27 protein-coding genes and 1 other RNA gene are annotated in these 25,029 nt (G+C 54.1%); 16 read left to right on the top strand and 12 right to left on the bottom strand.

Translation table 11 applies throughout. The annotated features are described in order from the left end of the window. Positions 1–63 precede the first annotated feature (63 nt). Entirely contained in the window at positions 64–2,856 is a 2,793-nt protein-coding gene (locus ACR0JR_RS02025) for an Rne/Rng family ribonuclease (protein ID WP_480454832.1), read from the top strand. 55 nt (positions 2,857–2,911) lie between these two features. On the opposite strand, the gene ACR0JR_RS02030 is transcribed toward ACR0JR_RS02025, so the two are convergent. Further along, positions 2,912–3,145 carry a sulfurtransferase TusA family protein gene (locus ACR0JR_RS02030; protein WP_319547106.1) on the bottom strand — a complete coding sequence of 78 codons (234 nt, stop codon included), beginning with the start codon at positions 3,143–3,145 and terminating at the stop codon, positions 2,912–2,914. 105 nt (positions 3,146–3,250) lie between these two features. Here ACR0JR_RS02030 and ACR0JR_RS02035 point away from each other — a divergent pair, with 105 nt between their 5' ends. From ACR0JR_RS02035 to ACR0JR_RS02050, 4 genes are all read left to right on the top strand, one after another. Then, positions 3,251–4,003, top strand: coding sequence for a cytochrome c biogenesis CcdA family protein (locus ACR0JR_RS02035; protein WP_010439928.1), 753 nt, complete (start codon positions 3,251–3,253; stop codon positions 4,001–4,003). A gap of 87 nt (positions 4,004–4,090) precedes the next feature. Beyond that, a complete protein-coding gene (locus ACR0JR_RS02040) occupies positions 4,091–5,302 on the top strand; it encodes a hypothetical protein (protein ID WP_480454833.1) in 1,212 nt (403 codons plus the stop codon). Continuing rightward, positions 5,299–6,648 (top strand): cytochrome P450, encoded by a 1,350-nt coding sequence (locus ACR0JR_RS02045; RefSeq protein ID WP_480454834.1) that lies wholly within the window; start codon positions 5,299–5,301, stop codon positions 6,646–6,648. Before ACR0JR_RS02040 ends, ACR0JR_RS02045 begins: the two co-directional genes overlap by 4 nt. 72 nt (positions 6,649–6,720) lie before the next feature. After that, positions 6,721–7,602, top strand: a complete 882-nt coding sequence (locus ACR0JR_RS02050) for a fructose bisphosphate aldolase (RefSeq protein ID WP_170469992.1) — start codon at positions 6,721–6,723, stop codon at positions 7,600–7,602. 12 nt (positions 7,603–7,614) lie between these two features. Here the strand turns inward: ACR0JR_RS02050 and ACR0JR_RS02055 are convergent, their stop codons facing one another. Genes ACR0JR_RS02055 through fumC form a run of 4 tightly spaced genes read right to left on the bottom strand, consistent with a single transcriptional unit; the run spans position 7,615 to position 10,065 of the window. Further along, the gene (locus ACR0JR_RS02055) at positions 7,615–8,217 is read right to left on the bottom strand and encodes a DNA-3-methyladenine glycosylase I (RefSeq protein ID WP_480454835.1); all 603 of its coding nucleotides are present in this window, start codon (positions 8,215–8,217) and stop codon (positions 7,615–7,617) included. A gap of 59 nt (positions 8,218–8,276) precedes the next feature. Beyond that, a complete protein-coding gene (locus ACR0JR_RS02060) occupies positions 8,277–8,498 on the bottom strand; it encodes a ribbon-helix-helix domain-containing protein (protein ID WP_010439936.1) in 222 nt (73 codons plus the stop codon). Then, a complete protein-coding gene (locus ACR0JR_RS02065; protein ID WP_480454836.1) occupies positions 8,495–8,671 on the bottom strand; it encodes a DUF4169 family protein in 177 nt (58 codons plus the stop codon). Before ACR0JR_RS02065 ends, ACR0JR_RS02060 begins: the two co-directional genes overlap by 4 nt. Then, a complete protein-coding gene (gene fumC, locus ACR0JR_RS02070) occupies positions 8,671–10,065 on the bottom strand; it encodes a class II fumarate hydratase (RefSeq protein WP_480454837.1) in 1,395 nt (464 codons plus the stop codon). Before fumC ends, ACR0JR_RS02065 begins: the two co-directional genes overlap by 1 nt. Positions 10,066–10,287: 222 nt before the next feature. On the opposite strand from fumC, the gene ACR0JR_RS02075 reads away from it, so the two are divergent. Continuing rightward, the gene (locus tag ACR0JR_RS02075; RefSeq protein WP_170770962.1) at positions 10,288–10,836 is read left to right on the top strand and encodes a hypothetical protein; all 549 of its coding nucleotides are present in this window, start codon (positions 10,288–10,290) and stop codon (positions 10,834–10,836) included. A gap of 28 nt (positions 10,837–10,864) precedes the next feature. Here ACR0JR_RS02075 and ACR0JR_RS02080 read toward each other — a convergent pair whose 3' ends face one another. From ACR0JR_RS02080 to ACR0JR_RS02110, 7 genes are all read right to left on the bottom strand, one after another. Continuing rightward, positions 10,865–11,335, bottom strand: coding sequence for an SspB family protein (locus tag ACR0JR_RS02080; RefSeq protein ID WP_480454838.1), 471 nt, complete (start codon positions 11,333–11,335; stop codon positions 10,865–10,867). Between the two features lie 76 nt (positions 11,336–11,411). Next, positions 11,412–12,662 (bottom strand): chromate efflux transporter, encoded by a 1,251-nt coding sequence (gene chrA, locus ACR0JR_RS02085; RefSeq protein ID WP_480454839.1) that lies wholly within the window; start codon positions 12,660–12,662, stop codon positions 11,412–11,414. Next, a complete protein-coding gene (locus ACR0JR_RS02090) occupies positions 12,659–13,474 on the bottom strand; it encodes a chromate resistance protein ChrB domain-containing protein (protein ID WP_480454840.1) in 816 nt (271 codons plus the stop codon). Before ACR0JR_RS02090 ends, chrA begins: the two co-directional genes overlap by 4 nt. A gap of 127 nt (positions 13,475–13,601) precedes the next feature. Beyond that, entirely contained in the window at positions 13,602–14,036 is a 435-nt protein-coding gene (locus ACR0JR_RS02095) for an ester cyclase (protein ID WP_010439948.1), read from the bottom strand. 99 nt (positions 14,037–14,135) lie between these two features. After that, positions 14,136–14,483, bottom strand: a transfer-messenger RNA (tmRNA) gene (gene ssrA, locus ACR0JR_RS02100). Between the two features lie 36 nt (positions 14,484–14,519). Then, the gene (locus ACR0JR_RS02105) at positions 14,520–14,882 is read right to left on the bottom strand and encodes a DUF4345 family protein (RefSeq protein WP_010439950.1); all 363 of its coding nucleotides are present in this window, start codon (positions 14,880–14,882) and stop codon (positions 14,520–14,522) included. 48 nt (positions 14,883–14,930) lie between these two features. Continuing rightward, positions 14,931–15,662 (bottom strand): FadR/GntR family transcriptional regulator, encoded by a 732-nt coding sequence (locus ACR0JR_RS02110; protein WP_480454841.1) that lies wholly within the window; start codon positions 15,660–15,662, stop codon positions 14,931–14,933. An 89-nt stretch (positions 15,663–15,751) separates the two neighbouring features. Here ACR0JR_RS02110 and ACR0JR_RS02115 point away from each other — a divergent pair, with 89 nt between their 5' ends. The 10 genes from ACR0JR_RS02115 (at position 15,752) to rseP (ending at position 24,699) form a co-directional block, all read left to right on the top strand. After that, positions 15,752–16,543, top strand: coding sequence for a DUF2182 domain-containing protein (locus ACR0JR_RS02115; RefSeq protein ID WP_480454842.1), 792 nt, complete (start codon positions 15,752–15,754; stop codon positions 16,541–16,543). A gap of 4 nt (positions 16,544–16,547) precedes the next feature. Beyond that, positions 16,548–17,252 (top strand): DUF1326 domain-containing protein, encoded by a 705-nt coding sequence (locus ACR0JR_RS02120; protein ID WP_010439955.1) that lies wholly within the window; start codon positions 16,548–16,550, stop codon positions 17,250–17,252. Further along, positions 17,252–17,758: a DinB family protein gene (locus ACR0JR_RS02125; protein WP_170779293.1), complete on the top strand. Its 507-nt coding sequence runs from the start codon at positions 17,252–17,254 to the stop codon at positions 17,756–17,758. Before ACR0JR_RS02120 ends, ACR0JR_RS02125 begins: the two co-directional genes overlap by 1 nt. 1 nt (position 17,759) lies before the next feature. Then, positions 17,760–18,854, top strand: coding sequence for a dimethylsulfoniopropionate demethylase (locus ACR0JR_RS02130; RefSeq protein WP_480454843.1), 1,095 nt, complete (start codon positions 17,760–17,762; stop codon positions 18,852–18,854). 49 nt (positions 18,855–18,903) lie between these two features. Next, positions 18,904–19,899, top strand: coding sequence for an acryloyl-CoA reductase (acuI, locus tag ACR0JR_RS02135; protein ID WP_170470038.1), 996 nt, complete (start codon positions 18,904–18,906; stop codon positions 19,897–19,899). 186 nt (positions 19,900–20,085) lie between these two features. Further along, entirely contained in the window at positions 20,086–20,649 is a 564-nt protein-coding gene (gene frr, locus ACR0JR_RS02140) for a ribosome recycling factor (protein ID WP_170470041.1), read from the top strand. 9 nt (positions 20,650–20,658) lie between these two features. Then, positions 20,659–21,390, top strand: a complete 732-nt coding sequence (locus ACR0JR_RS02145; RefSeq protein ID WP_170470044.1) for an isoprenyl transferase — start codon at positions 20,659–20,661, stop codon at positions 21,388–21,390. After that, positions 21,387–22,169: a phosphatidate cytidylyltransferase gene (locus ACR0JR_RS02150; protein WP_480454844.1), complete on the top strand. Its 783-nt coding sequence runs from the start codon at positions 21,387–21,389 to the stop codon at positions 22,167–22,169. Before ACR0JR_RS02145 ends, ACR0JR_RS02150 begins: the two co-directional genes overlap by 4 nt. After that, positions 22,169–23,341: a 1-deoxy-D-xylulose-5-phosphate reductoisomerase gene (gene dxr, locus ACR0JR_RS02155; RefSeq protein ID WP_480454845.1), complete on the top strand. Its 1,173-nt coding sequence runs from the start codon at positions 22,169–22,171 to the stop codon at positions 23,339–23,341. Before ACR0JR_RS02150 ends, dxr begins: the two co-directional genes overlap by 1 nt. Before the next feature lie 5 nt (positions 23,342–23,346). Next, complete coding sequence (gene rseP, locus ACR0JR_RS02160) at positions 23,347–24,699, top strand: RIP metalloprotease RseP (protein ID WP_480454846.1); 1,353 nt, start codon at positions 23,347–23,349, stop codon at positions 24,697–24,699. The last annotated feature ends 330 nt before the right edge of the window (positions 24,700–25,029 follow it).

Consider the following 25,029-nt stretch of genomic DNA (forward strand, 5'->3'; position numbering starts at 1 on the left):
CAAAAGCGCCTGTCCGCCTGGACGGGTCAGGACAACGCGTTTGGCGCGGTGCACCAAGGACACATGGCTAAGAAAATGCTTATCGATGCCACTCACGCGGAGGAAACCCGCGTTGTGGTGGTCGATGGAAACAAGGTTGAGGAATTTGACTTTGAATCCGAAAACAAACGCCAGCTTGCTGGCAACATCTATCTTGCAAAAGTAACGCGGGTTGAGCCGTCGCTTCAGGCGGCTTTTGTGGATTACGGCGGGAACCGGCACGGGTTTCTGGCGTTTTCTGAGATTCATCCGGATTATTATCAGATCCCGGTCGCCGACCGCGAAGCGCTGATGGAAGAAGAGCGCGCTTATGCCGAAGCCATGAGGGCGCGGGATGAGGCGGAGGAATCCAAACCCAAAAAACGTCGCTCGCGCTCACGCAGCAAGGCGGCAGATGTAAAAACGGATGACCCGGTCGAAACCCTCGAAGTTTCGTCCGAACCCACCGGTATGGAAACCATCGATCTGGGAGATGAAACTGAGGAGACCGATCTATCGGTTCCCGAGGGGACTTCGCCCATGGAAACAGTTGCTGAGACCCCTGTAGAGGAACCGGCCGACGAAGCAGTTGACCAACCGGAAGAGACCGCGATTGAGCAGGTTGCCGAGCAAGAGGCACCCAGCGCGGAAGGTACCTCTGAGGAGCAATCCGAAGCTGTTGCAGAGGATGTCACAGAAGGAGCATCCGAAGAGACTGCCGAGGATGCGGCTCAAGAAGAAGCCGTTGAGGTCTCTGTTGACGCGGTGACCTCGGAGGAGGCTGATCAAGATGTGGACGAGAGCGAGGAGGCCAAGGCGCCGGACGCTGCCTCGAAAGACGACACGATCGAATCCGTAGCGGATGAGGATGATAGCGAGGACATCCGTCCTCCGCGTAAACCGCGCCCGCGCCGGTACAAGATTCAGGAAGTCATCAAAGTGCGCCAGGTTCTGCTGGTGCAGGTGGTCAAGGAAGAACGTGGCAACAAGGGTGCAGCGCTGACCACATATCTTTCGTTGGCTGGTCGTTATTGCGTACTGATGCCAAACACGGCGCGCGGTGGAGGGATCAGCCGCAAGATCACCAACGCGGCTGACCGGAAGAAATTGAAGGACATCGCCTCGGAGATCGACGTACCAACAGGTGCGGGTCTGATCGTGCGCACGGCAGGGGCCAAGCGCACCAAGTCAGAGATCAAGCGCGACTATGAATACTTGCAACGTATGTGGGAGCAGATCCGCGAACTGACACTGCAATCCATCGCGCCGGCAAAGATTTACGAAGAAGGCGACCTGATCAAAAGGTCGATCCGCGATCTGTATAATCGTGATATCGATGAAGTTCTGGTTGAAGGTGAGGGCGGGTATCGCATCGCCAAAGACTTCATGAAGATGATCATGCCGTCCCATGCCAAGAACGTGAAACGGTATGAGGATGCGCTGCCACTGTTCGCGCGTTATCAGGTGGAGAGCTATCTGGCGGGGATGTTCAACCCGACGGTTCAGTTGAAATCGGGTGGCTACATCGTTATCGGCGTGACCGAAGCCCTGGTCGCAATCGACGTGAACTCGGGTCGGGCGACCAAAGAAGGCTCGATCGAGGAAACTGCGCTGAAAACGAACCTAGAGGCCGCAGAAGAGGTGGCACGCCAATTGCGTCTGCGCGATCTTGCAGGCCTGATCGTCATCGATTTCATTGATATGGACGAGCGAAAGAACAACTCGGCTGTTGAAAAACGCTTGAAGGATAAGCTGAAAACAGATCGCGCCCGTATTCAGGTGGGCCGGATTTCGGGCTTTGGTCTGCTTGAGATGAGCCGCCAACGTCTGCGGCCCGGTATGCTTGAAGCGACGACACAGCCGTGCCCATCTTGCCATGGCACCGGTCTGATCCGATCGGATGACAATATGGCGCTGTCGATCTTGCGCCAGATCGAAGAAGAAGGCACTCGCCGCCGTTCGCGCGAGGTTCTGGTGAGGTGTCCGGTCAGCATCGCCAACTTCCTGATGAACCAGAAACGTGAACATATCGCTCAGATCGAGGCGCGGTATGGTTTGTCGGTGCGCATCGAAGGGGATGTGCATCTGGTTAGCCCTGATTTCTCGATGGAGAAGTTCAAAACCGCGAGCCGCGTTGTTCCCGAGGCTACTGCCCCGGTGGTATCGGTGGATGCGTCCCTGATGGATTTGGTCGACGCCACCGAAGAGGAAGAAAGCGAAGAAGAAGTCACAGTACAGAACGAGGAAGAGGCCAAGCCCAAGCGCAAGCGTCGTCGGCGTCGGCGCAAAAAGAGCGCGGGTGGTTCTGAGGTGTCTGATAGTGATACAGACGAATCTGAGGCCGAGAATAACACTGAGGCGGCTGAACAGGCTGAAACTGTTGAGACCGAGCAGGCCGAGGCTGAACCGGTTAATGAGGAAGTGGCTGAGAAACCAGCCAAGCCCAAGAAGCGTCGGGCGCCGCGTCGCCGTAAAAAGGATGCAGATACTGACGCCGATGCCAACGAAACTCAGTCTGCCACAGATGACACGGCGGCTGAACAGGCGAACGAACCAGTTGCTTCCACAGTTGAGGTTTCCGGCGCCGAACCAGAGCAAACCCCAGAAGCCCAGAACCCCGGGGAAGCACCCGAACCTGAGGTTGCCGAGGCTCAGCCAGAGGAAGCTTCTGAACAGGCCGAAACGGTGGCCGTAGAGGCCGAGGAACAGCCTATAAAGATTGAACCTGAAGTTGTTGAGACTGAGACCCCGGAGCCTGTCCTGGAGGTTGTGACGGAAGAACCTGAACCTGCGCCAGCCAAGCCAAAGCGGCGCGGGTGGTGGTCACTCGGGCAATAAAGAAAAGGCGGGCTGATTGGCCCGCCTTTTTCTTTAATACTATTGTGACGAGTCGTTAGTCGGATTTTTGGATCAAATAGATCTGATGACCATCTACACTGTCTTGTGAAATGAGCGTGTGACCCGCCTCAGCACAGAAATGCGGCACGTCGATTATCGCCGCCGGATCATCAGCAAGTAGGCGCAGGACGCCACCTGCAGGTAAGGATTTAAGCCTTTTTCGGGCCTTGAGGACGGGTAGAGGGCATAACAATCCCAGCGCATCCAACGTATCTGTCTCATCTGTCATTAGGTTGAGATATTTCCAACAAGGGGCACTGTCCAGCGTGCAACCACGAGGATGTGACCGAATGGCCCCGTGACGAAACCCACTTGATACCATATGTGCTGATCCATGTTCGGAATTGAAATCATCGATGCAGGTCTTTTACCCGCCATGTTTGTCGCCTTGCTCGGCGGGCTGATCAGCTTTTTGTCGCCCTGCGTGTTGCCGATTGTGCCCCCATATCTTGCGTATATGAGCGGCGTGACCATTCACGAGATGCAGGACGAGGCGCGCGCGCGGCGCAAGGCGACCCTGTCGGCGCTTTTCTTTGTTCTGGGTCTGTCGACGGTATTTCTTCTGCTGGGCTTCACAGCATCGGCCTTTGGAGCCTTCGTACTCCAGAATCAGGTGCTTTTTGCCAAATTGTCAGGCGCGGTGGTGATTGTTTTTGGCCTGCACTTTCTGAATGTGTTCCGTATCCCTCTGTTAGATCGCGAAGCGCGCGTTGATGCGGGAGAATCCGGTGGTTCCGTATTCGGGGCCTATATTCTGGGCCTGGCGTTTGCTTTTGGCTGGACGCCCTGCATCGGTCCTCAACTGGGGGCAATCTTATCGTTGGCCGCGTCAGAGGCGTCTGTCGCACGCGGCACGTTGTTACTAGGTGTTTATGCTGCAGGGCTGGGTATTCCGTTTCTTTTGGCCGCAATGTTCCTGAACCGCTCCATGGCCGTTATGAACCGTATCAAACCTCATATGGGTACGATCGAAAAGGTGATGGGTGGGTTGCTATTGTTCGTCGGTATCATGTTGATCACTGGGCTGTTCACGGAATTCAGCTGGTGGCTGCTTGAAACATTTCCAGCTTTGGCGAATTTTGGTTAACCCTCTGGCACTAAACGTGGATGGTTAAACGGTGGGTCTTACCTTGATCTTGCCGCTGCGCTAATCTGCGGATCAGAGGGCCGGGCCATGAGCAGTCAAAAAACCCAACCACAGGTGCGCAAGCGCCGGGTGTTTTATATACCCGGCTATGATCCGATTCCCCCACGCCGCTATCGCGAACTCTATCGAAGAGAGAGTCGTTCCCAGGCCGCGATATCTGGTTACGAGATCGAAGTGATCGGCAAAACCGATGGTGGAGCCTATGGTTGGCGCGTTCTTTCACATCAAGACGGTGTATCTGTTGAGACCGAGATCGAGGTTTTGGTTTGGGCTGATATCGTTAAGGACAGCATGGCGCGCTCGATACTGGCGACGTATTTTCAGATGGTACAGACCGCCTGGATCTACATATCAACTGGAACGCTTTGGCGCCTTATGCAATTGCGCAAGGGTCCGGTTATCGCCGCACTATATCCGGTAGGAATGTTATTGGCTCAACTTGCGCTGGCTCTGCTAGTTGGGTGGGGTGTTGCTGTTGGGTTAAGCACGTTAATGTGGTGGTGGTCTGTGTTGCCTGCTGCTGTGGCCGTTTACGCTCTGATGCGCAGGTTTCGAGCGATCGACAACCGATTGTTCGCCTATTACCTGATGCATGACTATGCGCATTCCGCACGTTTAAAAGGTGCATATTCACCTGAGCTGACAACGCGGCTTGACCAGTTTTCAGATCAGATTTTGCGGGCCCTCGGATCTGACGTTGACGAGGTTTTGGTCGTCGGCCATAGCTCTGGGGCTCATCTTGGCGTGACAGCCCTGGCTGAGGTTCTAAGGAGGCAGGGCAAGATCGGCGGGCCGGCCTTGTCATTCCTGTCATTGGGGCAGGTCGTGCCGATGGTTTCCTTTTTGCCAAAGGCCCGCGCATTGCGAACCGATCTGCAATATCTCTCGGGTAGCGAGGGACTGACCTGGGTCGATGTATCAGCACCCGGAGATGGCTGTGCGTTTGCCTTGTGTGATCCGGTAGCGGTTAGCGGAGTATCCCGACCCGGCAAACGCTGGCCGCTGGTACTGTCTGCAGCGTTCACTCAAACCCTTTCACCCAAGCGCTGGAAAAAGCTCAGGTGGCGGTTCTTTCGGCTGCATTTCCAGTATCTGTGCGCGTTCGATAGGCCCAATGATTACGACTACTTCAAAATAACCGCGGGCCCGCAAACGCTGGGAGAAAGGTTTGCTAACCGAACACCTTCGCGTTCACGCATTGAACGCACCATTTCGAAACACACAACGGTGGCGGCATGAGGCCACCTAAACCTGCTTCACGGCCCGATAAGGTTTCACTCTGGCGGTATATGCGTTTGTTTCGACAAGACCTTCTGTCGGCGCAACCTCAACGTTTGTATCGGGCCTGGATGGCTGAGTTTCGGACGCCTTTCTTTCGGTCGTTCCTGATCAACCAACCGGAACTGATCCGCACCGTGTTGAAAGATCGACCCGATGCGTTTCCCAAATCAAGCCGCATCAGCGAAGGTTTGCGCCCGCTGCTGGGGCGGTCGGTGTTTCTGACCAATGGGGCGGTCTGGAAGCAGCAGCGCAGGATCATCGATCCTGCGTTTGAAGGTGGCCGATTGAAAGACACATTTCCTGCGATGGTAGATGCGGCGCAAGCTTGCGTCGACAGGCTTGAGGTGCGCATTGGGCAGGACGTGGAATGTGAAGAGATCACCAGCCACGTGGCCGCAGATGTCATCTTTAGAACCTTGTTCTCGGTTCCGATTGAGCATGAGGTAGCTGCGCAGGTTTTTGAAAAGTTCAGGATCTATCAGCGCGAACAACCTTTGTTGAACCTAGCAGCCTTTGTACCGCTTCCCAGATGGGCCCCCCGGTTACATTCGCGCAAGACGCGTCAGACCGCCCGACAAATACGCGCTCTGATCAGCCAACTAACACTTTATCGGGCAGCAGCAATCAAGAACGGAACGGCACCTGATGATCTCGCCACAAAGATCATGACGACTAACGATCCAGAGACAGGCAAATGCTTTGACGCGCAAGACATGGTCGATCAGGTCGCTATTTTCTTTCTCGCGGGGCATGAAACCAGTGCATCAGCGTTGGCATGGGCCCTGTATCTACTGGCCTTGTATCCCGATTGGCAGGATAAACTGGCAGAAGAGGCGCAAGCGCTGGATACACCCGAGTTCTCGGCCATGTCCGACCTACGACTTAGCCGCGACGTATTTCGTGAGGCGCTGCGCCTGTACCCACCTGTTCCAATGATGGTGCGTGAAGCCTCCTGTCCGGAAAAATTCCGTGACAGAGATATCCCGCAAAAATCTCAGATCGTAGTCAGCCCCTGGCATTTACATCGCCATGAACGCTTATGGGACAGACCAGACGAATTTGACCCCGGGCGATGGGCAACAGAGAACGGAAAGGCTTGTCAGCGTGACGCCTACATCCCATTTTCTGCCGGCCCTCGAGTTTGCACAGGCGCGGGGTTTGCCATGGTTGAGGGTCCTCTCATACTGTCGATGCTGCTGCGTCGATATCGCTTCGAAACAATCGAAGGCAAAACGCCCGTACCGGTCGCACATCTGACCGTCAGATCAAAGGATGGGATTTGGTTGCGCCTAGTTGAGCGCTAACAAACTACCATCATTCGTCGGCTTGCTGTATGCGGTTGGAAAATGCGGAATCATATTGAACGGGAATGAGTTATGTCGAAAGCAGAACAGCGCGCGCAGATGTCCGAAGGCGCAGGATTTATTGCAGCCCTGGATCAAAGCGGCGGTTCAACCCCGAAAGCACTGGCTTTGTATGGCGTTGATGCCTCTGGGTATAACTCGGACGAAGAGATGTTCGGAGAGATCCAGAAGATGCGCGCCCGGATCATACTGGCAGAAGATTTCACCAAGGAAAAAGTCATCGGGGCGATCCTGTTCGAACGAACGCTGGGTGAAGAAATCGAAGGCAAGAAGGTCGCAGATTACCTGTGGTCGGTCAAAAACATCGTGCCATTTCTGAAGATCGACAAAGGGCTTGAGGATCAAGCCAATGGCGTTCAAATGATGAAGCCTATCCCGGGGCTAGCAGAAACCCTGTCCAAAGCGGATGGCGTTTTCGGAACCAAGGAACGCTCGGTCATCCACGAAGCCAATGCGCAGGGCATCGCGGATGTTGTTGCACAGCAATTTGAAGTGGCCCGGGTCGTTACAGACGCAGGCATGGTGCCGATTGTCGAGCCCGAAGTGAACATCCATTCGGAAACCAAAGCCGAGGCCGAAGACATCTTGAAATCAGAAATCCTGAAGAACCTCGATCAATTGGCCGAGGGGCAGGAGGTGATGCTGAAGTTGACCATTCCAAGTCAGGCCAACTTGTATGACGAGGTAGCCGACCACCCACGTGTTCTGCGCGTGGTTGCGCTGTCGGGTGGATATTCGACCGAGCAGGCTTGTGACCTGCTCGGCAAGAACGGCAAGATGATCGCGTCTTTCTCTCGCGCGCTGACTGAAGGCTTGTCCAAGCAACAATCCGATGCGGATTTCAATGCAGCGCTCGGAAGCAACATTGACAATATCTACCGCGCCTCGATCTGATTGCAGGAGATTTTATTCTGGCTTGATGAAATCGCGGCGCATTTGCGTCGCTTTTTCGCGCATGGCACATCCAACTGCGTGATCATTAATCAACCCCATGGCCTGCATAAAGGCAAACACGGTCGTAGGACCGACGAATTTCCAGCCGCGTTTTTTCAGATCTTTCGACATCGCAATGGATTCTGCCGAAGCGGATGCGCTTTGCGGGGCAGGTGGCGTCTCAGGCTCGTACCTCCAGACATACGCTGCCAATGATCCTTCAGCTGCGATTAGGTCCTGCACGCGACCGGCGTTATTGATCACGGCTTCGATCTTGCCGCGGTGACGTACAATGCCTTTGTCGTCCAGAAGACGATTGATATCTGCATCAGAAAACTCTGCTATCTTATTGAAATCAAAGTTTCTAAATGCTGCTCTGAAATTCTCGCGTTTTGACAGAATGGTGCGCCAGCTCAGGCCCGACTGAAAGCTTTCAAGGCATAGTTTTTCAAACAACCGTCTGTCGTCGGAAACGGGATATCCCCATTCGTTGTCATGATAGTCGAAGAATTCAGGGGCGGCATTGCACCACGCGCACCGAGGTTTTCCATCTGGGCCAGCTGCCAAATCGCTCATAAATGTACCCTTTTTGTTCCCCGCGAGAATAAGCGACGAGATTGGCTGAAATCAAGCAATCATTCAGTTTGACGATACCAATTTAGAATGAACACGCGAATGGCCGAAGCTAGCCCGGTTTCAGGATCACGTTCTGCATCAATATTTGCCGCCAGAACATTGATTGGAATATCTTTTTTCCGCGCTATATCACGGAATGCCTGCCAGAATTCATCCTCAAGCGAAACGGATGTTCGATGACCTTGCAAGGTCAGAGAGCGTTTGACAGGCCGCCCGCTCATTCGTCGACCTTGTGACCGTCGAGGTCGCGGCGCTGGCGCATTTTCTCCAGCCTTACCACAGCTTTCTCGGATTTGGTCTGTCCGTGTTTCGCAGCGTTTGCATCTGCACGGGCCTTCTTTTCGGCCCGCGCTTTCTCTTTTCGATACCGGTTCAGGTTGACCGGCTTGCCCATCAGTTCTTGGGCCCGATCATCTTCTCTGGGCGGACAACTGCGTCGAAGGTTTCTTCATCGACAAAGCCCAGTGCAATCGCTTCTTCCTTGAGCGTCGTCCCATTCTTGTGCGCCGTCTTTGCGACGGTTGTGGCGTTGTCATACCCAATGGTGGGGGCCAGAGCGGTCACCAGCATCAACGACTCTTTCATCAGTTTGTCGATGCGCGGTTCATTGGCTTTGATGCCTAGTAGCATCCGTTCGGTAAAGCTGTCGGTCGCATCACCCAACAGTTGGATGGATTGCAACAGGTTATACGACATCATCGGGTTATAGACATTCAGTTGGAAATGTCCTTGCGAGCCAGCAAACTTCATTGCTGCGTCATTGCCCATCACGTGCGCGGCCACCTGTGTCAACGCTTCGGCCTGGGTCGGATTGACCTTACCGGGCATGATGGACGAGCCGGGTTCATTCTCGGGCAGGATAAGTTCACCTAGCCCCGAGCGGGGACCCGAACCTAACAGACGAATATCATTTGCGATTTTATAGCAGGATCCGGCGATCGTGGCCAAAGCGCCGGACAGGAAGACCATGGCGTCATGAGCGGCCAACGCTTCGAATTTGTTTGGTGCAGTAACGAAGGGAAGGCCGGTGATTTCGGCCATATTCCTAGCGACAGCATCGTCCCAACCGTCATGCGTATTCAATCCAGTACCAACGGCGGTGCCACCTTGTGCCAGTTCATAAATGCCGGGCATCGAGGCTTCGACCCGCGCAATACCCTGACGAATTTGGTGCGCGTAACCGCCGAATTCCTGTTCCAGTGTCAGTGGGGTGGCGTCCTGTGTGTGGGTGCGACCGATCTTGATGATCCCGGCGAACTCTTTCGCCTTGGCTTCCAGCGCAGACGCAAATTTCTCGAGCCCAGGCATCAGCACATCTCGCACACTCATTGCGGTGGCGATGTGCATAGCAGTAGGAAAGGTGTCGTTCGAGGACTGACCCATGTTGCAATGATCGTTCGGATGCACTGGCTCTTTCGAGCCGATCACGCCACCCAAAATCTCGATCGCGCGGTTTGCAATGACCTCGTTCGAGTTCATGTTGGATTGAGTACCCGATCCGGTTTGCCAGACGACCAAGGGGAAGTTGTCATCAAACTTACCCTCGAATACTTCTCCTGCGGCCTGAATAATCGCGTCAGCGATCTTATCATCCAACTTGCCCATTGCCTTGTTTTCCATTGCGCAGGCCTGCTTGATCACGCCCAGCGCCCGTACGATTGCAACGGGTTGCTTTTCCCAGCCAATTGGGAAGTTCATGATCGAGCGTTGTGTTTGTGCGCCCCAGTATTTGTCGGCGGGCACCTCAAGAGGGCCAAAGCTGTCGGATTCGGTACGGGTTTTAGACATCGGTCGCTCCGGTCTGGTATGCAGTCGTATGCCGTTTAACCGCAGCGGGGCTGAGGCGCAATCGGCCAGTTGAGCGCACCATAAACCTAGGCCAGACAAAGGTATAGACGAAGCGCCGCACCAATTAATTTCTGTTAGCGAAAACAGTGCCATTGTGCGCAGATGGACTAAAGTTAGAATGAAGTTACATAGAGGACGGAGTCAGCCATGCGAGTATCATTTATGAACAGACCCCTGCATGCGGTTGCGTTGGCGTTTGCCGCATGTATCTGGCTGGCCGCATCTTTACAGCACGCCAACGCGACCAACATTGAGCCTTTTGTCGGCGATTATACTGGATCTGCCGAAGTTGTTGACGCCGATGGTACTTCGACGCCTCGGGATATGAGTGTTTCAATCCATGAGATTAAAGGTGGTTTCAATGTAAGTTGGACCACCACGACCTACAAAGCAGATGGGCGCATCAAGGATGAGAAATATTCGGTTGATTTTCAAAGCTCAGATCGTGCGGATGTTTATTCTGCCGCGATGAAACGCAACGTGTTCGGACACGAGGTGCCGCTTGACCCGATGAAAGGTGAACCTTTTGTCTGGGGCAGGATTGAAGGCGACACTTTGACTGTGTTTTCGTTGTTCATCGCGGAAAATGGGGGCTACGAGTTGCAACAGTTTGACCGGACCTTGGCAGATGGCGGTCTGGATCTGTCATTTTCGAGGTTCCGGGACGGAGTCAAATCACGCTCGGTTGAGACATTTTTAAAAAAGGAGTAAACCCCACATCAAGCAGGGAACTACCTAATTATTTTCGGAAGCTATCCAGCGAAACCACATCCGCATCATGATGCTGTGGTTCCGGTTCTTCCGCTTCCAGTTCGATTGGGGCTTCATCCGCCACAAAGACTTCGTCGTCCTCATCCTCGGGGCTTTCAAAGCGCAAGCCAAACTCGACCGAAGGGTCAACGAAGGTTTTTATTGCCATATACGGTATGTACAGCGGCTCAGGCGCATCGCCGAAATTCAACGTGATCGAAAATCCTTCATCGCCGACTTCGAGATTTTCGAACCAATGCTGCATGACGATCGTCATTTCACCGGGATACCGCTCTCGTAGCCAGTCAGCCAGTTCAACGCCTTCATGTCGTGTATCAAAGGTGATGAAGAAATGATGTGCTCCGGGCAGGCCAGTCTTGGACACATCCGTCAGGACGGTCTTGATCAGGCCCCGCATGGCCGTGTGCATCAGATTCCCGTAGTCGATGTCTTGCGACATGTTTGATCCTCGAAAGTGGTTAATACCAGCATAGTTCATTCGGACGGAAACGAAAGGCCGTGCTGGGCTGTATTGATCACAAAAACTGCAACCCGATTCCGGCCAGAACCATAATTCCTAATGTGGTCGCTAAACCGGATTTCATACGGAAAATCAACAGGCCAGCTAGCACCGTAAGAACAAGCGCCCTGATATCGAGCGTAGCAGGATCGGGCAGGGGGATTGACACAGGTCCCAATGACCAACCGGGGAGAGAGCCAAACAGAACGTTCAACCCAAACCACACGGAGAGGTTGAGAATCACTCCGACAACCGCAGCCGTGATGCCGTGCATAGCGGCCCCAAGCCGAGGGCGTGCTGCAATTCTGTCCAGTTGTGGCGCCGCGAGGAAGATCCAGAGGAAGCAGGGAACAAATGTCGCCCATAAAGCGACAACTCCGGCCGCTAGTGCAAGTGATGGCCCTCCGGCAACCTGTCCAGTCAGCATCGCCACAAATTGCGTCACAAGGATTAGAGGTCCCGGCGTGGTTTCGGCTAGGCCAAGCGCGTCGATCATCTGATCCGTACTGATCCATTGGTATGTGTCCACAACGGTCTGGGTCATATAGGCCAGCACCGCATAAGCTCCTCCAAAGGTGACAACGGCAAGACGGGCAAAAAACCAGCCTAAGTCGCTGAGCAGTTCCTGCCCTGACAATTGCAGTAAAAACAAAGGTCCCAGCCACAATATGAGCCAGAATACTGCCGTTTGAACGGGTTTGCCTAATGCCGGGCTTGCCTGGACGGCTGTAGGAGCTTGGCCTTTGGACGTGGCAAAGCCCCAAAGGGCCGCGCAGAAAATGATCAGAGGGAAGGGCAGGTTGAACAGAAATATTCCAAGAAACGCGAGCCCGGCGATCATCTGATGTTCGGTATCGGTCAACGCCTTTTTCGACAGATTACGCAAGGCTTGAAGAACGATGATAATGACAGTGGCCTTGATGCCCAAAAACCCCGCCTGAACCAGTGGCAATGTACCATACGCTGCATACAGCGCTACAAGTATTGCAATGACCAGCGCCCCGGGCAGGACAAACAAGCCACCTGCAATCAAGCCTCCGGTCACACCACGCAATCGCCAACCCGCGTATGTTGCCAGCTGCATGGCCTCGGGCCCCGGCAATAACATGCACAACGAAAGCGCACGCAGATAGGTTTGCTCGTCCAGCCAGGGGCGTTTCTCGACGAGTTCCTGATGCATCAGTGAAATCTGCGCCGCTGGCCCACCAAAGGACAAAAGCCCGATACGCCCGAAAACGCTGAACAACTCACGGTACGATGGTGTCATTTCCCGTGACCTGCTGGCCAGTCATGTGTTTCACCAGATCCATCCCGCGCCCATCGATAAAGCGCATCGTAGATATGCAGACCAGCCTCCAGTTGTTGCTGATCGTCCCGATATTGGCGCGACAGTCCGACCGATATTGCCAATAATCCAGCAGCTTCTGGCGCTAAATTATGCCTGTTGGTGTCAGCCGCGCGTATTATGGTGGCCAATCGGTCCATTGGTTCGGAATGCAGGTTGAACACGTCCAGCATGGTATCGAAGGTGCATTTCTCACCGCGATGGCTCCAGTCGACACCTTCAACGTCAAAGGGAGTGGCGCCGAAATGCTCCGCCACTCCCTGTATTTCGGCAGGCGCCACAAAAAGGAAGCGCGCTTGAGTGTCGACAAACCTTCGGATTAACCAAGGGCACGCAATGCGATCAATCTTGGGGCGATGTCGTGTCACCCAAATCGTACCGCCCTGGACAATCTCAGGCAGGGCAGAAACAGGCACGGAGGGTGCCCCAGGCAGATCGCGCCAGGCAAACATGCCGCCCTCAAGATATTCGGACATTACGCCTTCGGATTGCAGCCAAGAAACGACACCTTGGCTTAGTTTCCTGCCTTTTTGACAAATCACAACAGAATAGCGATCTCCGATCCTTTCTCTGATTTTGTCAACATCTTTGAAGGAACGACGAATAGCGCTCGGAACAAGCACAGGGTCGTCCGCAAAATCCGCCTCGGTTCGCACGTCGATAAGGACAGGCGCCTTGGGTGTACCGATTAAGCGAAGCAGTTGTCGGGGTGTTATTGCATTGGGGGCAGCCATTGCATGTTTCCTTGTGGCTTTGGATACATGCGAACTTGGGCTGCCGCCTCACGGGGTGTTCGCAAGCTTACCCCTTGAACCTCTGCTATCGCGTGGATGCGGTAGGGGTCAAGCTTGCGGTTGTGGTTTAACCGACCCAGTCCAACCTTTGCCCAGTCATGCAAACCGGAAGCGTATCCTGCGGGAACTGCCCAAGCTGCTCGAAGAGTGAAATGAAATCGAACTGATTATACGCCTCGACCATTTTCTCGCCTTTGAATCGGGCCATGACTTGCCCGGTAACCTCTAATGGTGCGCCGTTGTCAGCCCGAAATGTGCGGACGTGAAGAACTCCGGACACCCAATCACCGTTTTCAATGATTTTGGGGAGGTCGACCTTGATTTCGCCCAGCACATGTCGGAAGGCCATTACCAGATCGCGAAAGTCATCGGCCCCAACCTGCATTTCAGGGATCAACCCCTCGGCCATCGTGTCTGGTGCAAAAAACTGATCGATTGCGTCGGTATTTCCCTGTTCCCAAACCTCAGAATACCACGCCCTAAGCCTGTCAGAATTCGTCATCTTATCCCTCCTGTCGCCTGGACAGAAATTTGGGATAAACAAGTGAATAAATCCTGAATCTCTAATGAGCTATGAGCAATAAACAGACATAACAGGGAAAATGCAGGTTTCTGTTGCCAGGTACCTGCGAACCCCGCCTTACGCGGCTAGGCGCAAGGGCTTAAGTTTCGGTCTTGCTACTGCTTACGCAGCAACTGCAACCGGAGCACGATTGTCGTTTGCAATTGTACTATTTTCGCCGGTAACGGTGGCAGACAGCCGAGACAAAGCTAACCCCTTTAGACGTTCGTCGATCCTATTTCGGCCCCAAAATCCCCAAACGAAGGATGATTGGTGGAGCCGCCGGGTACCGCCCCCGGGTCCGATCCGCTTATTACGAGCGCGTTTATGTCCATAGTCCCGAGGGACCTCTCTTATATAGGTGAGGTAACGATGGGATGCAAACTCGGAATCTGGGCTATAGGGTGGTTTTGTTTCAATGTGTTACGACGCTCTGTTCATGTTTGCCAGAATAAGCCAGATGGCGAGAACAAGTTCAATTCCACCAAAAATCAATGCTTTCGCCAAAGGTGGATGATCGAGAGCAACAGAAACGAATCTGCCAAGTGCTGCACCAGAATAGACTATCCCCAGCATCACATAAGCCATCGGATTGTTAAGCCACAGCACTGCAGCGCCGGTGACTACAAACAGCCCACCAACCGAGGCGCGCATTTCACTGAGACCCATGGTGCTTTTGGTCGGGACCAAATCCAATGCGTTAGCAGTATGCGCAGGCGCCAGGAAGCCAAATAACCCGAAAGCAATTGTCAGCAAAGCGGCAGCTACATTGAGGGCATTGATCATTTCCACCTCATGTTTCTATTCCAAACCTCTGATATTAAGCCATTTAGATCAGGCCGGTTTGCGTTTTTTCTGGGCAACATCTTGCGCCAGTTGCCGAGTATAGCTCTCAAGATGAACCAGCGCCGCATCAACCTTTTCAGCGTCACGCGCCTCTAAGGCATTGGCGATGTTGGCGTGCAACGCGATGATTTCTTCCCGCGACCGTGCGGTGAAGGTGATCATGTTCATCAAAGGCTGCATCGCCTCGACAGCGCCAGCCAGCTGGTAGGACAAGACCGGATTGCCGGCGCCATCGACCAGCGCTCGATGGAAGGCAACATCTGAGGCGCAGAATGCTTCGTCAGTCAGACCGGGCTGTGCCTGCCGAAAGATCTCGGCCCGCATTGTCGCAAGCTGATCCGCCGTTCGACGTTGCGCAGACAGGGACGCACAGGCTCGTTCCAACGCGTACCGTGCCTCGCACGCAGTGTCGAAACTGACCGCGTTCATCGACAATAATAGCGTTGAGGTCGTAACCTGTTGAGAATAAGCGCCTTCAAAGCTTAGTCGATTTACAAACGCGCCCCCTGTGGCCCCACGTTGCGTACGGATCAGAGATTGTGCCGCCAAGCGTTTCAAAGCTTCGCGAACAGTCGGGCGCGAGACATTGAATTGCTCGGCAAGTTCAGATTCGGAGGGCAAGCGTTCATCGACGATGAGCTGCCCCGATATGATGGCATCCCGGATCGCTTGGGCAATTTGAGCCGATAGATCGGCAGAGCTTTGGGGGTCAATCTTCATGGTCGCTTGCGTCAAAAGTAAATTTTTATTTGTCTGACATTTAAAAGTCTGACATTTGAAAAGCAAGAGAGTTGAGTCGGGAGAGGCAAGTGAGTCGCTCAGTTTTCCGCAGCGCGCTTTGGTTGGGCTTCTACATCGCGATCCTTTGGGCGTGGTGGATGATGGTCTCGATGAGCCGCGATATGGATTTGGACTGGATCGGTCGGCCCGGCCCAATGGGACAGGCCATGGCGGCGATGGACCCGCGCATGGATATGTATATGCCCATGGCCGAGTTTGGCCCACTGTTCTGGATGTGGGCAATCATGATGGCGGCCATGATGCTGCCAACACTAGTACCCACATTGCGCAGTTACGATGATCTGATCCGCAGCGCGAATGGCACGCGGGCAGGGTGGCTGGGCGTTCTATCCGGATACTTCATAGTTTGGGTGGGTTTTGCTGCTTTGATCACCGGCCTGCAGCTGGCACTGCTGTTCGGAGGTGCAGTCGATATGCTGGGCATCGCCAAATCGCCCTACTTGGCTACAGGCCTGCTTTTGGTAGTGGGCGCTTTCCAATTCACCCGTGCAAAAGAGGTCTGCCATGGCGTTTGTCATGCGCCCATGATGTACTTTCTGGGACATTGGAAAACGGGTTTCTCAGGCGGCCTGCGCATGGGTTTAGGGTTGGGTGCATTTTGCGTAGGCTGTTGCTGGGGCTTCATGGCTCTGGGCTTTGTGGGCGGCGTCATGAGCCTATTGTGGATGGGCTTGGCGACGCTGTTCATGGTTTTGGAAAAACTACCTCAGATCGGGCACGCAATAACCCGGCCTATGGGGTGCATCTTAATAGCAGGCGGTCTGGCACTGCTCGTACATCACATTACTTACGGAGGATAGGTCTATGGCTAAAAACAGAAAACCGGATGCGGATAAGCTGCCGGTCAGTCAGAGAATTGACAGCCGGATGCCCAATCCCAAACGCCGCGAGATGAGCCCGACCGACTGGGCAGTCAAGGGTGAACTGATCCTGAACTGCTCCTGCGATGTGTTTTGTCCTTGCGTCGTTTCGCTAGGTGCGCACCCTCCGACCGAAGGACATTGCCATGCGTGGATGGGAATCGTGATCGACGAAGGCCATTACGAAGGCGAAGACCTGTCCGGGCTGAATGTTGGGCTGCTGGTCGACATTCCGGGCCGCATGGGTGAAGGCCAATGGAAGGTCGCGGCCTATGTCGACGAACGCGCCAGTGGGAAGGCCTATAACGGGTTGCTGCAAATCTTCAGCGGGCAGGCAGGCGGCACTACCGGTCTATTCACCATGTTGGTTAGTGAAATCATCGGGGCAGAGCGTGCACCGGTTCAAATCGAGCGAGATGGGACAAAACGCCGGATTATGATCGGGCGCAAAATTCAGGGCGAGATCGAGATGCTGGCTGGTAAAGATCCTGAACATCCGGTGATGGTTTCAAACTCGAAATATTGGATGGGCCCGGACATCATCGTGGCCAGAGGAACGAAATCCAAGGTACGTGATTACGGTCGCGTCTGGGACTTTGGCGGGAAATCAGCGGAGATTTGCCCCATCGACTGGCACGGGCCAAAGTAATGATCACCGGTGCCTATGCCCGTGAGATGGCGCGTTATAGTCGATGGGAGAACAGTCAGTTAAAGGGTTTTCTTAAGACTCTTTCCGACGAAGAACTGACGCGGGATCGGGGCGCCTTTTTTGGTTCAATCATGGGAACAGCCAATCATCTGCTATGGGGAGACTGGATCTGGATCTCACGGTTCGACAAAGGCCCCGGACCAGGCGGTGGCATCCCAGAGAGCGTGTCAATCTGCGCTGGTTTGTCCGACTGGTTACCACTGCGGGATACCATTGATGATCGGATTACCAGGTGGAGCGAAACGCTAGTAGACGACGAACTTACGGGCCCGTTCACATGGTGTTCCGCTGCAAAAGAAGACGATGTAACAAAGCCTTATGCGCAATGCATCATTCACATGTTCAATCACCAGACTCATCATCGCGGACAATTGCACCAAATGCTGACCGAGGCAGGCTCTGATGCGCCTGTGAGCGATCTTGTCTTTCTGCCAGAGGATTTCTGACATGGCAGTCATTACACCGAACCGACGCGTGCGCAAATCCCCGTTTACTCCGGGTGTCGAAGCCGAAGGGGTCAAGGGATACACTGTCTATAATCACATGCTTCTGCCTACAGTCTTCGAAAGTGTCGAGGCTGATGCTGCGCATCTGAAAAAGCATGTGCAGGTATGGGATGTCTCGTGCGAGCGGCAGGTACAGATCAAAGGCCCGGACGCGCTGCGACTGATGAAGATGCTCAGCCCGCGCGATATGGACAAGATGCAGGCGGATCAGTGTTATTATGTGCCGATCGTTGACCAAAATGGCGGTATGCTGAATGACCCGGTGGCGATCAAACTGGCAGATGACCATTACTGGCTTTCCGTCGCTGATGGAGATCTTTGGCAATTTGCCCTGGGCATCGTGCTTGCCCTGGGGCTGGATGTCGAAGTTTCCGAACCAGACGTGTCTCCGCTAGCCGTTCAAGGCCCCACGGCAGATGATCTGATGGCACGGGTATTTGGAGATGATGTCAGGGACATAAAATTCTTCCGATACAAGAGGTTGCCTTTCGAAGATACATCGTTTCTCATCGCCCGATCCGGCTGGTCGAAACAAGGTGGGTTCGAGATCTATGTCGAAGGGGCGGATTACGGAATGCCGCTTTGGGACACGTTGTTCGCAAATGGTCGCGACCTGAATGTACGTGCGGGTTGCCCCAACGGGATTGAACGGATCGAGAGCGGCCTATTGAGTTTTGGGTCGGATATGCGGCGCGAGAACACTCCTTATGAATGCGGGCTTGAGCGCTTTTGCAATTCTCCGCTGGATTACATCGGTAAGGCCGCTTTGGCAGATCAGGCAGAAAACGGGCCGCCCAGACAAATCCGTCCGCTGACTATCGAGGGCGAGATCGGCCCGTGCACCGAATCTTGGCCTTTGATGGCTGAGGGTCGTCAGGTGGGGCAAGTGGCCTCTGCTGCATATTCGCCCGAGTTCGAGGTGAACGTCGCCATAGGGATGGTGGACCGGTCGCATTGGGCACCCTGCACGCGGATCGAGTTGATGACTGAACACGGTATGCGATGGGCCGTGGTGCAGGAGAAATTTTGGCGCTGAGCCCTGTATCTGAGGACTTGCCCATACGGGCAACTAAAGGAGTAAGTTTATGTTTAATTCACTCGTCGTTGAAAAAGATGAAGAAAGTGGCCTCGCAAGCGCCTCGGTAAAACAGATATCTCTGGATGATTTGCCGGATGGAGAAGTGACTGTTGCTGTCGAATATTCAACGGTTAACTACAAAGACGGGCTGTGTATGTCGCCAAAGGGTGGCGGCTTGGTGCGGAGTTATCCGCATATCCCGGGTATCGATTATGCGGGCACCGTCGAGCAATCCTCTGATGATCGCTATAAACCCGGTGACAAAGTCGTTTTGACGGGCTGGCGCGTGGGTGAGGCGCATTGGGGCGGGTATTCTCAGAAAGCCAATGCCCGTGCAGATTGGCTGGTTCCTTTGCCGCAGGGTTTGGATACGCGACAGGCGATGGCGGTTGGCACCGCAGGATTTACGGCCATGTTAGCCGTCATGGCGCTGGAAGATCATGGAATGCAGCCGGGCCATGGCCCGGTGCTAGTCACGGGTGCCGCAGGCGGCGTAGGTTCGGTCGCCACTGCCATTCTGGCTCATCTGGGATATGAGGTCGCAGCAGTAACCGGTCGCCCGGATACTGCTGACTACCTGAAGTCTTTGGGTGCAACCACAATTGTTCCGCGCGACGAATTGAACGAAACCACCAAGCGTCCGCTGGAAAGTGAAACCTGGTCCGGGTGTGTTGACGCAGTGGGTGGCGCCATGCTCGCCCGCGTATTGGGTCAGATGAAATATGGGGCATCAGTTGCTGCCGTTGGACTTGCCGGAGGTGCGGGTTTGCCTGCGACTGTGATCCCATTCCTACTGCGTGGCGTGAATCTGTTGGGTATCGACAGCGTCATGCAGCCCTATGACAACCGTGTTCGCGCTTGGCAGCGTATTGCTACCGATCTGCCCATGGAAAAGCTTGAGGCCATGATTCACCCAGCAACACTGTCTGATCTGCCGCAATTGGGCGCGGATATTCTGCAGGGACAAGTCAAAGGTCGCGTCGTAGTCGATGTGAACACCTGATATTGATTGTACCAAGAAGAATCCGACCGAATTCAGTGTTCGGTCGGTCCCTTGGTCGCGATTGGGGCCGGAATGCCGGAAACAGTTCTGGTCATTGCCACAATTCATCCGCATGATTGCTATACATCCCAATTGTGATGGCTTAAGACCCATCCAAACATCACCTGAAGACGGGGAGTGAGCAGCATGTCTGATGATTTCGTACTCGACACCGATGATCTGAAACGCCGTATGGACGGCGCAATGGCCAACCTCAGAACCGAATTCGCTTCATTGCGGACCGGGCGCGCTTCGGCCTCGATGCTTGAGCCCGTGATGGTTGACGCGTATGGCTCGATGACCCCAATCAATCAGGTCGGCACCGTAAACGTCCCCGAACCACGTATGGTTACCGTAAATGTCTGGGATAAAGGTCTTGTGGGCAAAGTTGAAAAAGCAATTCGCGAAAGCGGGCTTGGTATCAATCCACAGCTGAATGGCACGATTATCATGCTGCCGATTCCTGAGTTGAACGAGGAACGCCGGCGTGAATTGGGCAAGGTTGCAGGCCAATACGCCGAAAGCGCGCGTGTTTCGATCCGGAACGTGCGCCGCGACGGTATGGACCAGATCAAGAAAGCCAAAGCCGATGGCATGTCCGAGGATGATCAGAAATTCTGGGAGGTAGAAGTGCAGGAGCTGACCGACACGATGATCAAATCCGTCGATGAGGCACTTGAGACCAAGCAAGCCGAGATTATGCAGGTCTGAGACTCGGTCATGCCAAAGGATCCCGATAACGCTTTGCAAGCCGGTCCGCGCCATGTGGCAATTATCATGGACGGTAATGGTCGATGGGCTCAGGCACGGGGACGGCCTCGGTTGTTTGGCCATCACGCAGGCGCGCGGCGTGTTCGTGAGGTGGTCGAGGCCTGCCCAGGGCTCGGGATCAAATATCTGACGATCTTTGCGTTTTCGACCGAAAACTGGAAGCGTACGCAGGTGGAGGTTGCAGGCCTCATGAGCCTGTTCCGACGCTATATTGTCAAAGAAACCAATACGCTAAAGAACAATGGTATCCGGGTGCGATTTATCGGTGACCGCGTACGTTTGGATGCCAAACTTACCGAGCTAATGGATACGCTTGAACGTGAAACGCAGGATAATGATCTGGTTCATCTGACAGTCGCCTTGAATTATGGCGGTCGAGATGAGGTTGCTCGCGCAACCAAACGTTTGGCGCGTGACGTGGCCGAAGGTGTTTTGCGTCCCGAAGATGTGGACGAGGAAACTCTGCCCAAATATCTGGACACGCGGGTTCTGCCGGACCCTGATCTGGTAATCCGCACCAGTGGTGAAGCCCGAATTTCGAATTTCTTGCTCTGGCAATCTGCCTACTCAGAGTATGAATTCATAGATACATTGTGGCCCGACTTTACTGCTGCCGAGTTGGAACGTTTATGCCTGAACTATGGATCGCGTGAACGGCGATTTGGGGCGGTTCCGGCATGAGTGATGGCCGATGGTCTGATCTGACCGCTCGGGTTTTGTCAGCGTCCGTGTTGGTTCTCATAGCGGCCATCATGGTGTGGCTGGGTGGACTTTGGTTCGAGGCATTTATTGCCACTGCGTGCGGGCTCATGACGTGGGAGCTGGTGCGGATTGTAGACCCTCAGCAACGAGGCGTCGCGATTCAGCTTGCGATATTGACCGGTGTCGCCGTTGTTCTGAGTTACCATTTGCCGCCGCTGTATAAAATTCCATTTTTGTTGGCACCCGCTTTGGTTGGCGCGGGTCAAATCAAGTGCGCGCGTGGTACCTACGCGCTTTTTGCGATCTGGATAGCAACTTCGGGGCTGGGGTTTATCTCGATACGCGAAAGCTTGGGGTTTGGATGGATGGTGTGGCTGATCCTTGTTGTCATAGCGACGGATGTTGCCGGGTATTTTGTGGGCAAAACGCTTGGTGGACCTAAGTTTTGGCCAAAGGTCAGCCCCAAGAAAACATGGTCCGGAACGATAGGGGGATGGGTCGCCGCAGGAATAGTTGGTACATTATTTGCGTTCTACGCGGGTTTTGGTTTGGCTTTCGTAGTTGTATCGGTTCTCGCCTCTATGGCGAGCCAGATCGGCGATATCGTCGAAAGCTCAACAAAACGCAGGTTTGGAGTTAAGGACAGTTCGAACTTGTTACCTGGTCATGGTGGCTTTCTGGACCGGTTCGACGGGATGATGGGGGCCTCGGTCTTTGTCCTGTTGGCAGGGTTGCTTTATGCACCCGGAGGCATGTGATGCGAAAGGTATCGATATTCGGCGCGACGGGATCGATCGGGCAGAACACGCTTGATCTGATTTCGAGGAATCCGAATGCCTATGATGTCGTCGCGCTGACCGGTGGCGGCAATATTTCGAAATTGGCGCAAGATGCGGTCCGTCTGGGCGCAGATGTTGCTGTCACCGCGTTTGATGACAGGTTGGATGACCTGCGTTCAGCCTTAGCCGGAAGCGTTGTTCAAGCGGCTGCTGGGCAGGCGGCTTTGATCGAGGCAGGTGCGCGCCCTGCAGATTGGGTTATGTCAGCGATTGTCGGCGCTGCGGGACTTGCTCCGGGGATCGAAGCCCTTAAGCAAGGCGCGACGCTTGCGCTGGCGAACAAGGAAACGCTGGTATGTGCAGGACCTTTGGTACTGGAGACTGCGCAGAACTACGGCGCAAGGCTACTTCCTGTCGATAGTGAACATTCGGCAGTCTTTCAGGCCCTTGTTGGCGAAGACATGACAAGCGTCGAGCGGATTATTATCACGGCAAGCGGTGGCGCATTTCGGGATTGGCCGCTGAGTGATCTGGCGAACGCAACTGTCGAACAAGCGTCAAGCCATCCGAATTGGAACATGGGGCAGCGAATTACAATCGACAGTGCTTCTATGTTCAATAAAGCACTGGAAGTCATAGAAACAAAAGAATACTTCGGCATTCAGCCCTCTGAAATCGAAGTTCTGGTGCACCCCGAATCTATTGTTCACGCGATGGTTGGGTATCGGGATGGTGCCGTGATGGCACACATGGGTGCACCCGATATGCGCCATGCCATCGGATACGCATTGCACTGGCCCGAGCGGCTTGATCTACCTGTCGCAAGGCTTGATCTGGCTCAATTGGGGCAATTGAGCTTCAGTGCTCCAGATGAGGCCCGGTATCCTGCGTTGCGTCTCGCACGCGAAGTGATGCAACGCGGCGGATTGTCGGGTGCGATCTTCAATGCCGCAAAAGAGCGCGCGCTGGACCACTTTATCGCCCGTAGAATTCGGTTTCTGGATATGGCTGACGCAGTTTCGTCGGTTTTGGAGCGATTTGAGGCGACAGATGGCCTTATTGATGCTCAGTTGACTCTTGATAATGTACAGCAAACGGACCATCTCGCACGTCAGTGGGTCGATGAAACCGTATTGGAACGAGCAGGATAACACCTTTGGACATACTCTCTTTGATCCCGCAATTCGGCAATCTTCTCTATACGATAGTTGCCTTTGTTATTGCGCTTTCAGTGATTGTCGCTGTGCATGAATACGGTCATTACATTGTCGGGCGCTGGTCGGGCATTCATGCCGAAGTGTTTTCGATCGGCTTCGGTCCGGTTCTGTGGAGCCGGGTAGATAAGCGCGGTACCCGGTGGCAGGTCGCGTTGCTTCCATTTGGCGGATACGTCAAGTTTTTGGGGGATGCCAACGCTGCGTCTGGCAAAGATACGGATGCGATGAACGAAATAGTCGAGCAGAGCCCGGAAGAATTGCGTCGAACGATGCATGGGGCACCGCTGTGGGCACGTACCGCCACTGTGGCGGCTGGGCCTATATTCAACTTCGCGATGTCGATCCTGGTTTTTGGATTTGTGTACTGGTCGCAAGGCGTATCACGAGAACCTTTGACAGTCGGTTCCTTGCAGCCGCTCCCCGGAGTCGAGCAGGGGTTGCTTGAAGGGGACGAAATTGTTGCGATTGCAGGCGTGCCGACACCGGATTTTGATAATGCAGGCAGTTGGTCGGATTTCGTTGATGCTCTGCCCGTACAGCCTGAACTGGACTATACTGTAATCCGGGACGGTGAGACCATCGAAGTTTCTGCCCCGTGGCTTTTTCCAGCGTTGATCCAGCAGGTTACACCACGCAGCGCTGCAATGGACATACAATTGCAGCAGGGCGACGTAATTACAGCGGTCGATGGCGACCCGATTTTCAATTTCGAACAATTGAAAGAACGTGTCGAAAGCTCGGACGGGCGCGTGTTGCTTCTGGACGTTTGGCGCAATGGAACCGAGCTTGAATTTGCGCTGGCCCCCAGACGTACTGACGAGCCGAAAGCAGATGGTGGTTTTGTGACCCATTGGCGGATCGGGATCGTTCGGGGAATGATGTTCGAACCTCAGACTGTTCCCGCCGGTATCTGGGATTCCGTAAAAACCGGTTTTACTCAGACCGGACGCATTATCGAAGGGTCATTGTCAGGTATGTGGCACATGATCACGGGGGCGATCAGCACGTGCAATATTTCCGGCCCGATCGGGATTGCGGAAACCTCTGGCGCGATGGCCAGTCAAGGCGCACAGAATTTCATCTTCTTTATCGCGGTACTTTCTACGGCGGTTGGGCTGCTGAACTTGTTCCCGATCCCAGCGCTTGATGGCGGACACTTGTTGTTTTACGCCTACGAAGCCGTCTCGGGCAAACCACCCAGTGACAATGCCCTGCGGATTTTGATGGGAATTGGGATAACGCTGATCCTTTCGTTGATGATCTTCTCTGTCAGCAATGACCTGTTCTGCTGAATAAGGCGTGACAGGCGCCATTTGGACGCAATATTGCCGCAATTGAAGCGTATCTTCATTGGTGTAAATCAATGAGCGGGCTTGAGAGCGATGACCGAAGCGTTGCAGAGATCTTACAAAAGCGTCAGCGTCCTTTTTCAGTTGAACTGGGATGTATTACTTAGCTTTGGCGTAACCGCCCTGGCATTGGCTGTAGGTGGATATATCGTCGGTTTGTGATTCTTCAGACCAAGGCTATGAAAATGCAACGGCCCACCGGGCCGTTTTTTTGTGTTTGCTCTTTTGACATGGCTTCTCAATCCGGCTACTCAGCAACTACAGGCTGAGATT

Source organism: Ruegeria sp. AA3, from assembly GCF_056542905.1.

Bases quoted from the DNA above. Each gene is read 5' to 3' on its own strand.
- ACR0JR_RS02120 (WP_010439955.1), top strand. From the start codon at position 16,548: ATGGCTAAAAACAGAAAACCGGATGCGGATAAGCTGCCGGTCAGTCAG.
- ACR0JR_RS02035 (WP_010439928.1), top strand. From the start codon at position 3,251: ATGTTCGGAATTGAAATCATCGATGCAGGTCTTTTACCCGCCATGTTT.
- ACR0JR_RS02150 (WP_480454844.1), top strand. From the start codon at position 21,387: ATGAGTGATGGCCGATGGTCTGATCTGACCGCTCGGGTTTTGTCAGCG.
- frr (WP_170470041.1), top strand. From the start codon at position 20,086: ATGTCTGATGATTTCGTACTCGACACCGATGATCTGAAACGCCGTATG.
- ACR0JR_RS02130 (WP_480454843.1), top strand. From the start codon at position 17,760: ATGGCAGTCATTACACCGAACCGACGCGTGCGCAAATCCCCGTTTACT.
- dxr (WP_480454845.1), top strand. From the start codon at position 22,169: ATGCGAAAGGTATCGATATTCGGCGCGACGGGATCGATCGGGCAGAAC.
- ACR0JR_RS02055 (WP_480454835.1), bottom strand. From the start codon at position 8,217: ATGAGCGATTTGGCAGCTGGCCCAGATGGAAAACCTCGGTGCGCGTGG.
- ACR0JR_RS02040 (WP_480454833.1), top strand. From the start codon at position 4,091: ATGAGCAGTCAAAAAACCCAACCACAGGTGCGCAAGCGCCGGGTGTTT.
- ACR0JR_RS02080 (WP_480454838.1), bottom strand. From the start codon at position 11,335: ATGTCGCAAGACATCGACTACGGGAATCTGATGCACACGGCCATGCGG.
- ACR0JR_RS02060 (WP_010439936.1), bottom strand. From the start codon at position 8,498: ATGAGCGGGCGGCCTGTCAAACGCTCTCTGACCTTGCAAGGTCATCGA.
- ACR0JR_RS02090 (WP_480454840.1), bottom strand. From the start codon at position 13,474: ATGGCTGCCCCCAATGCAATAACACCCCGACAACTGCTTCGCTTAATC.
- ACR0JR_RS02030 (WP_319547106.1), bottom strand. From the start codon at position 3,145: ATGACAGATGAGACAGATACGTTGGATGCGCTGGGATTGTTATGCCCT.
- ACR0JR_RS02050 (WP_170469992.1), top strand. From the start codon at position 6,721: ATGTCGAAAGCAGAACAGCGCGCGCAGATGTCCGAAGGCGCAGGATTT.
- fumC (WP_480454837.1), bottom strand. From the start codon at position 10,065: ATGTCTAAAACCCGTACCGAATCCGACAGCTTTGGCCCTCTTGAGGTG.
- acuI (WP_170470038.1), top strand. From the start codon at position 18,904: ATGTTTAATTCACTCGTCGTTGAAAAAGATGAAGAAAGTGGCCTCGCA.
- ACR0JR_RS02095 (WP_010439948.1), bottom strand. From the start codon at position 14,036: ATGACGAATTCTGACAGGCTTAGGGCGTGGTATTCTGAGGTTTGGGAA.
- ACR0JR_RS02105 (WP_010439950.1), bottom strand. From the start codon at position 14,882: ATGATCAATGCCCTCAATGTAGCTGCCGCTTTGCTGACAATTGCTTTC.
- ACR0JR_RS02075 (WP_170770962.1), top strand. From the start codon at position 10,288: ATGAACAGACCCCTGCATGCGGTTGCGTTGGCGTTTGCCGCATGTATC.
- ACR0JR_RS02125 (WP_170779293.1), top strand. From the start codon at position 17,252: ATGATCACCGGTGCCTATGCCCGTGAGATGGCGCGTTATAGTCGATGG.
- ACR0JR_RS02145 (WP_170470044.1), top strand. From the start codon at position 20,659: ATGCCAAAGGATCCCGATAACGCTTTGCAAGCCGGTCCGCGCCATGTG.
- ACR0JR_RS02065 (WP_480454836.1), bottom strand. From the start codon at position 8,671: ATGGGCAAGCCGGTCAACCTGAACCGGTATCGAAAAGAGAAAGCGCGG.
- ACR0JR_RS02045 (WP_480454834.1), top strand. From the start codon at position 5,299: ATGAGGCCACCTAAACCTGCTTCACGGCCCGATAAGGTTTCACTCTGG.
- chrA (WP_480454839.1), bottom strand. From the start codon at position 12,662: ATGACACCATCGTACCGTGAGTTGTTCAGCGTTTTCGGGCGTATCGGG.
- ACR0JR_RS02025 (WP_480454832.1), top strand. From the start codon at position 64: ATGGCTAAGAAAATGCTTATCGATGCCACTCACGCGGAGGAAACCCGC.
- ACR0JR_RS02110 (WP_480454841.1), bottom strand. From the start codon at position 15,662: ATGAAGATTGACCCCCAAAGCTCTGCCGATCTATCGGCTCAAATTGCC.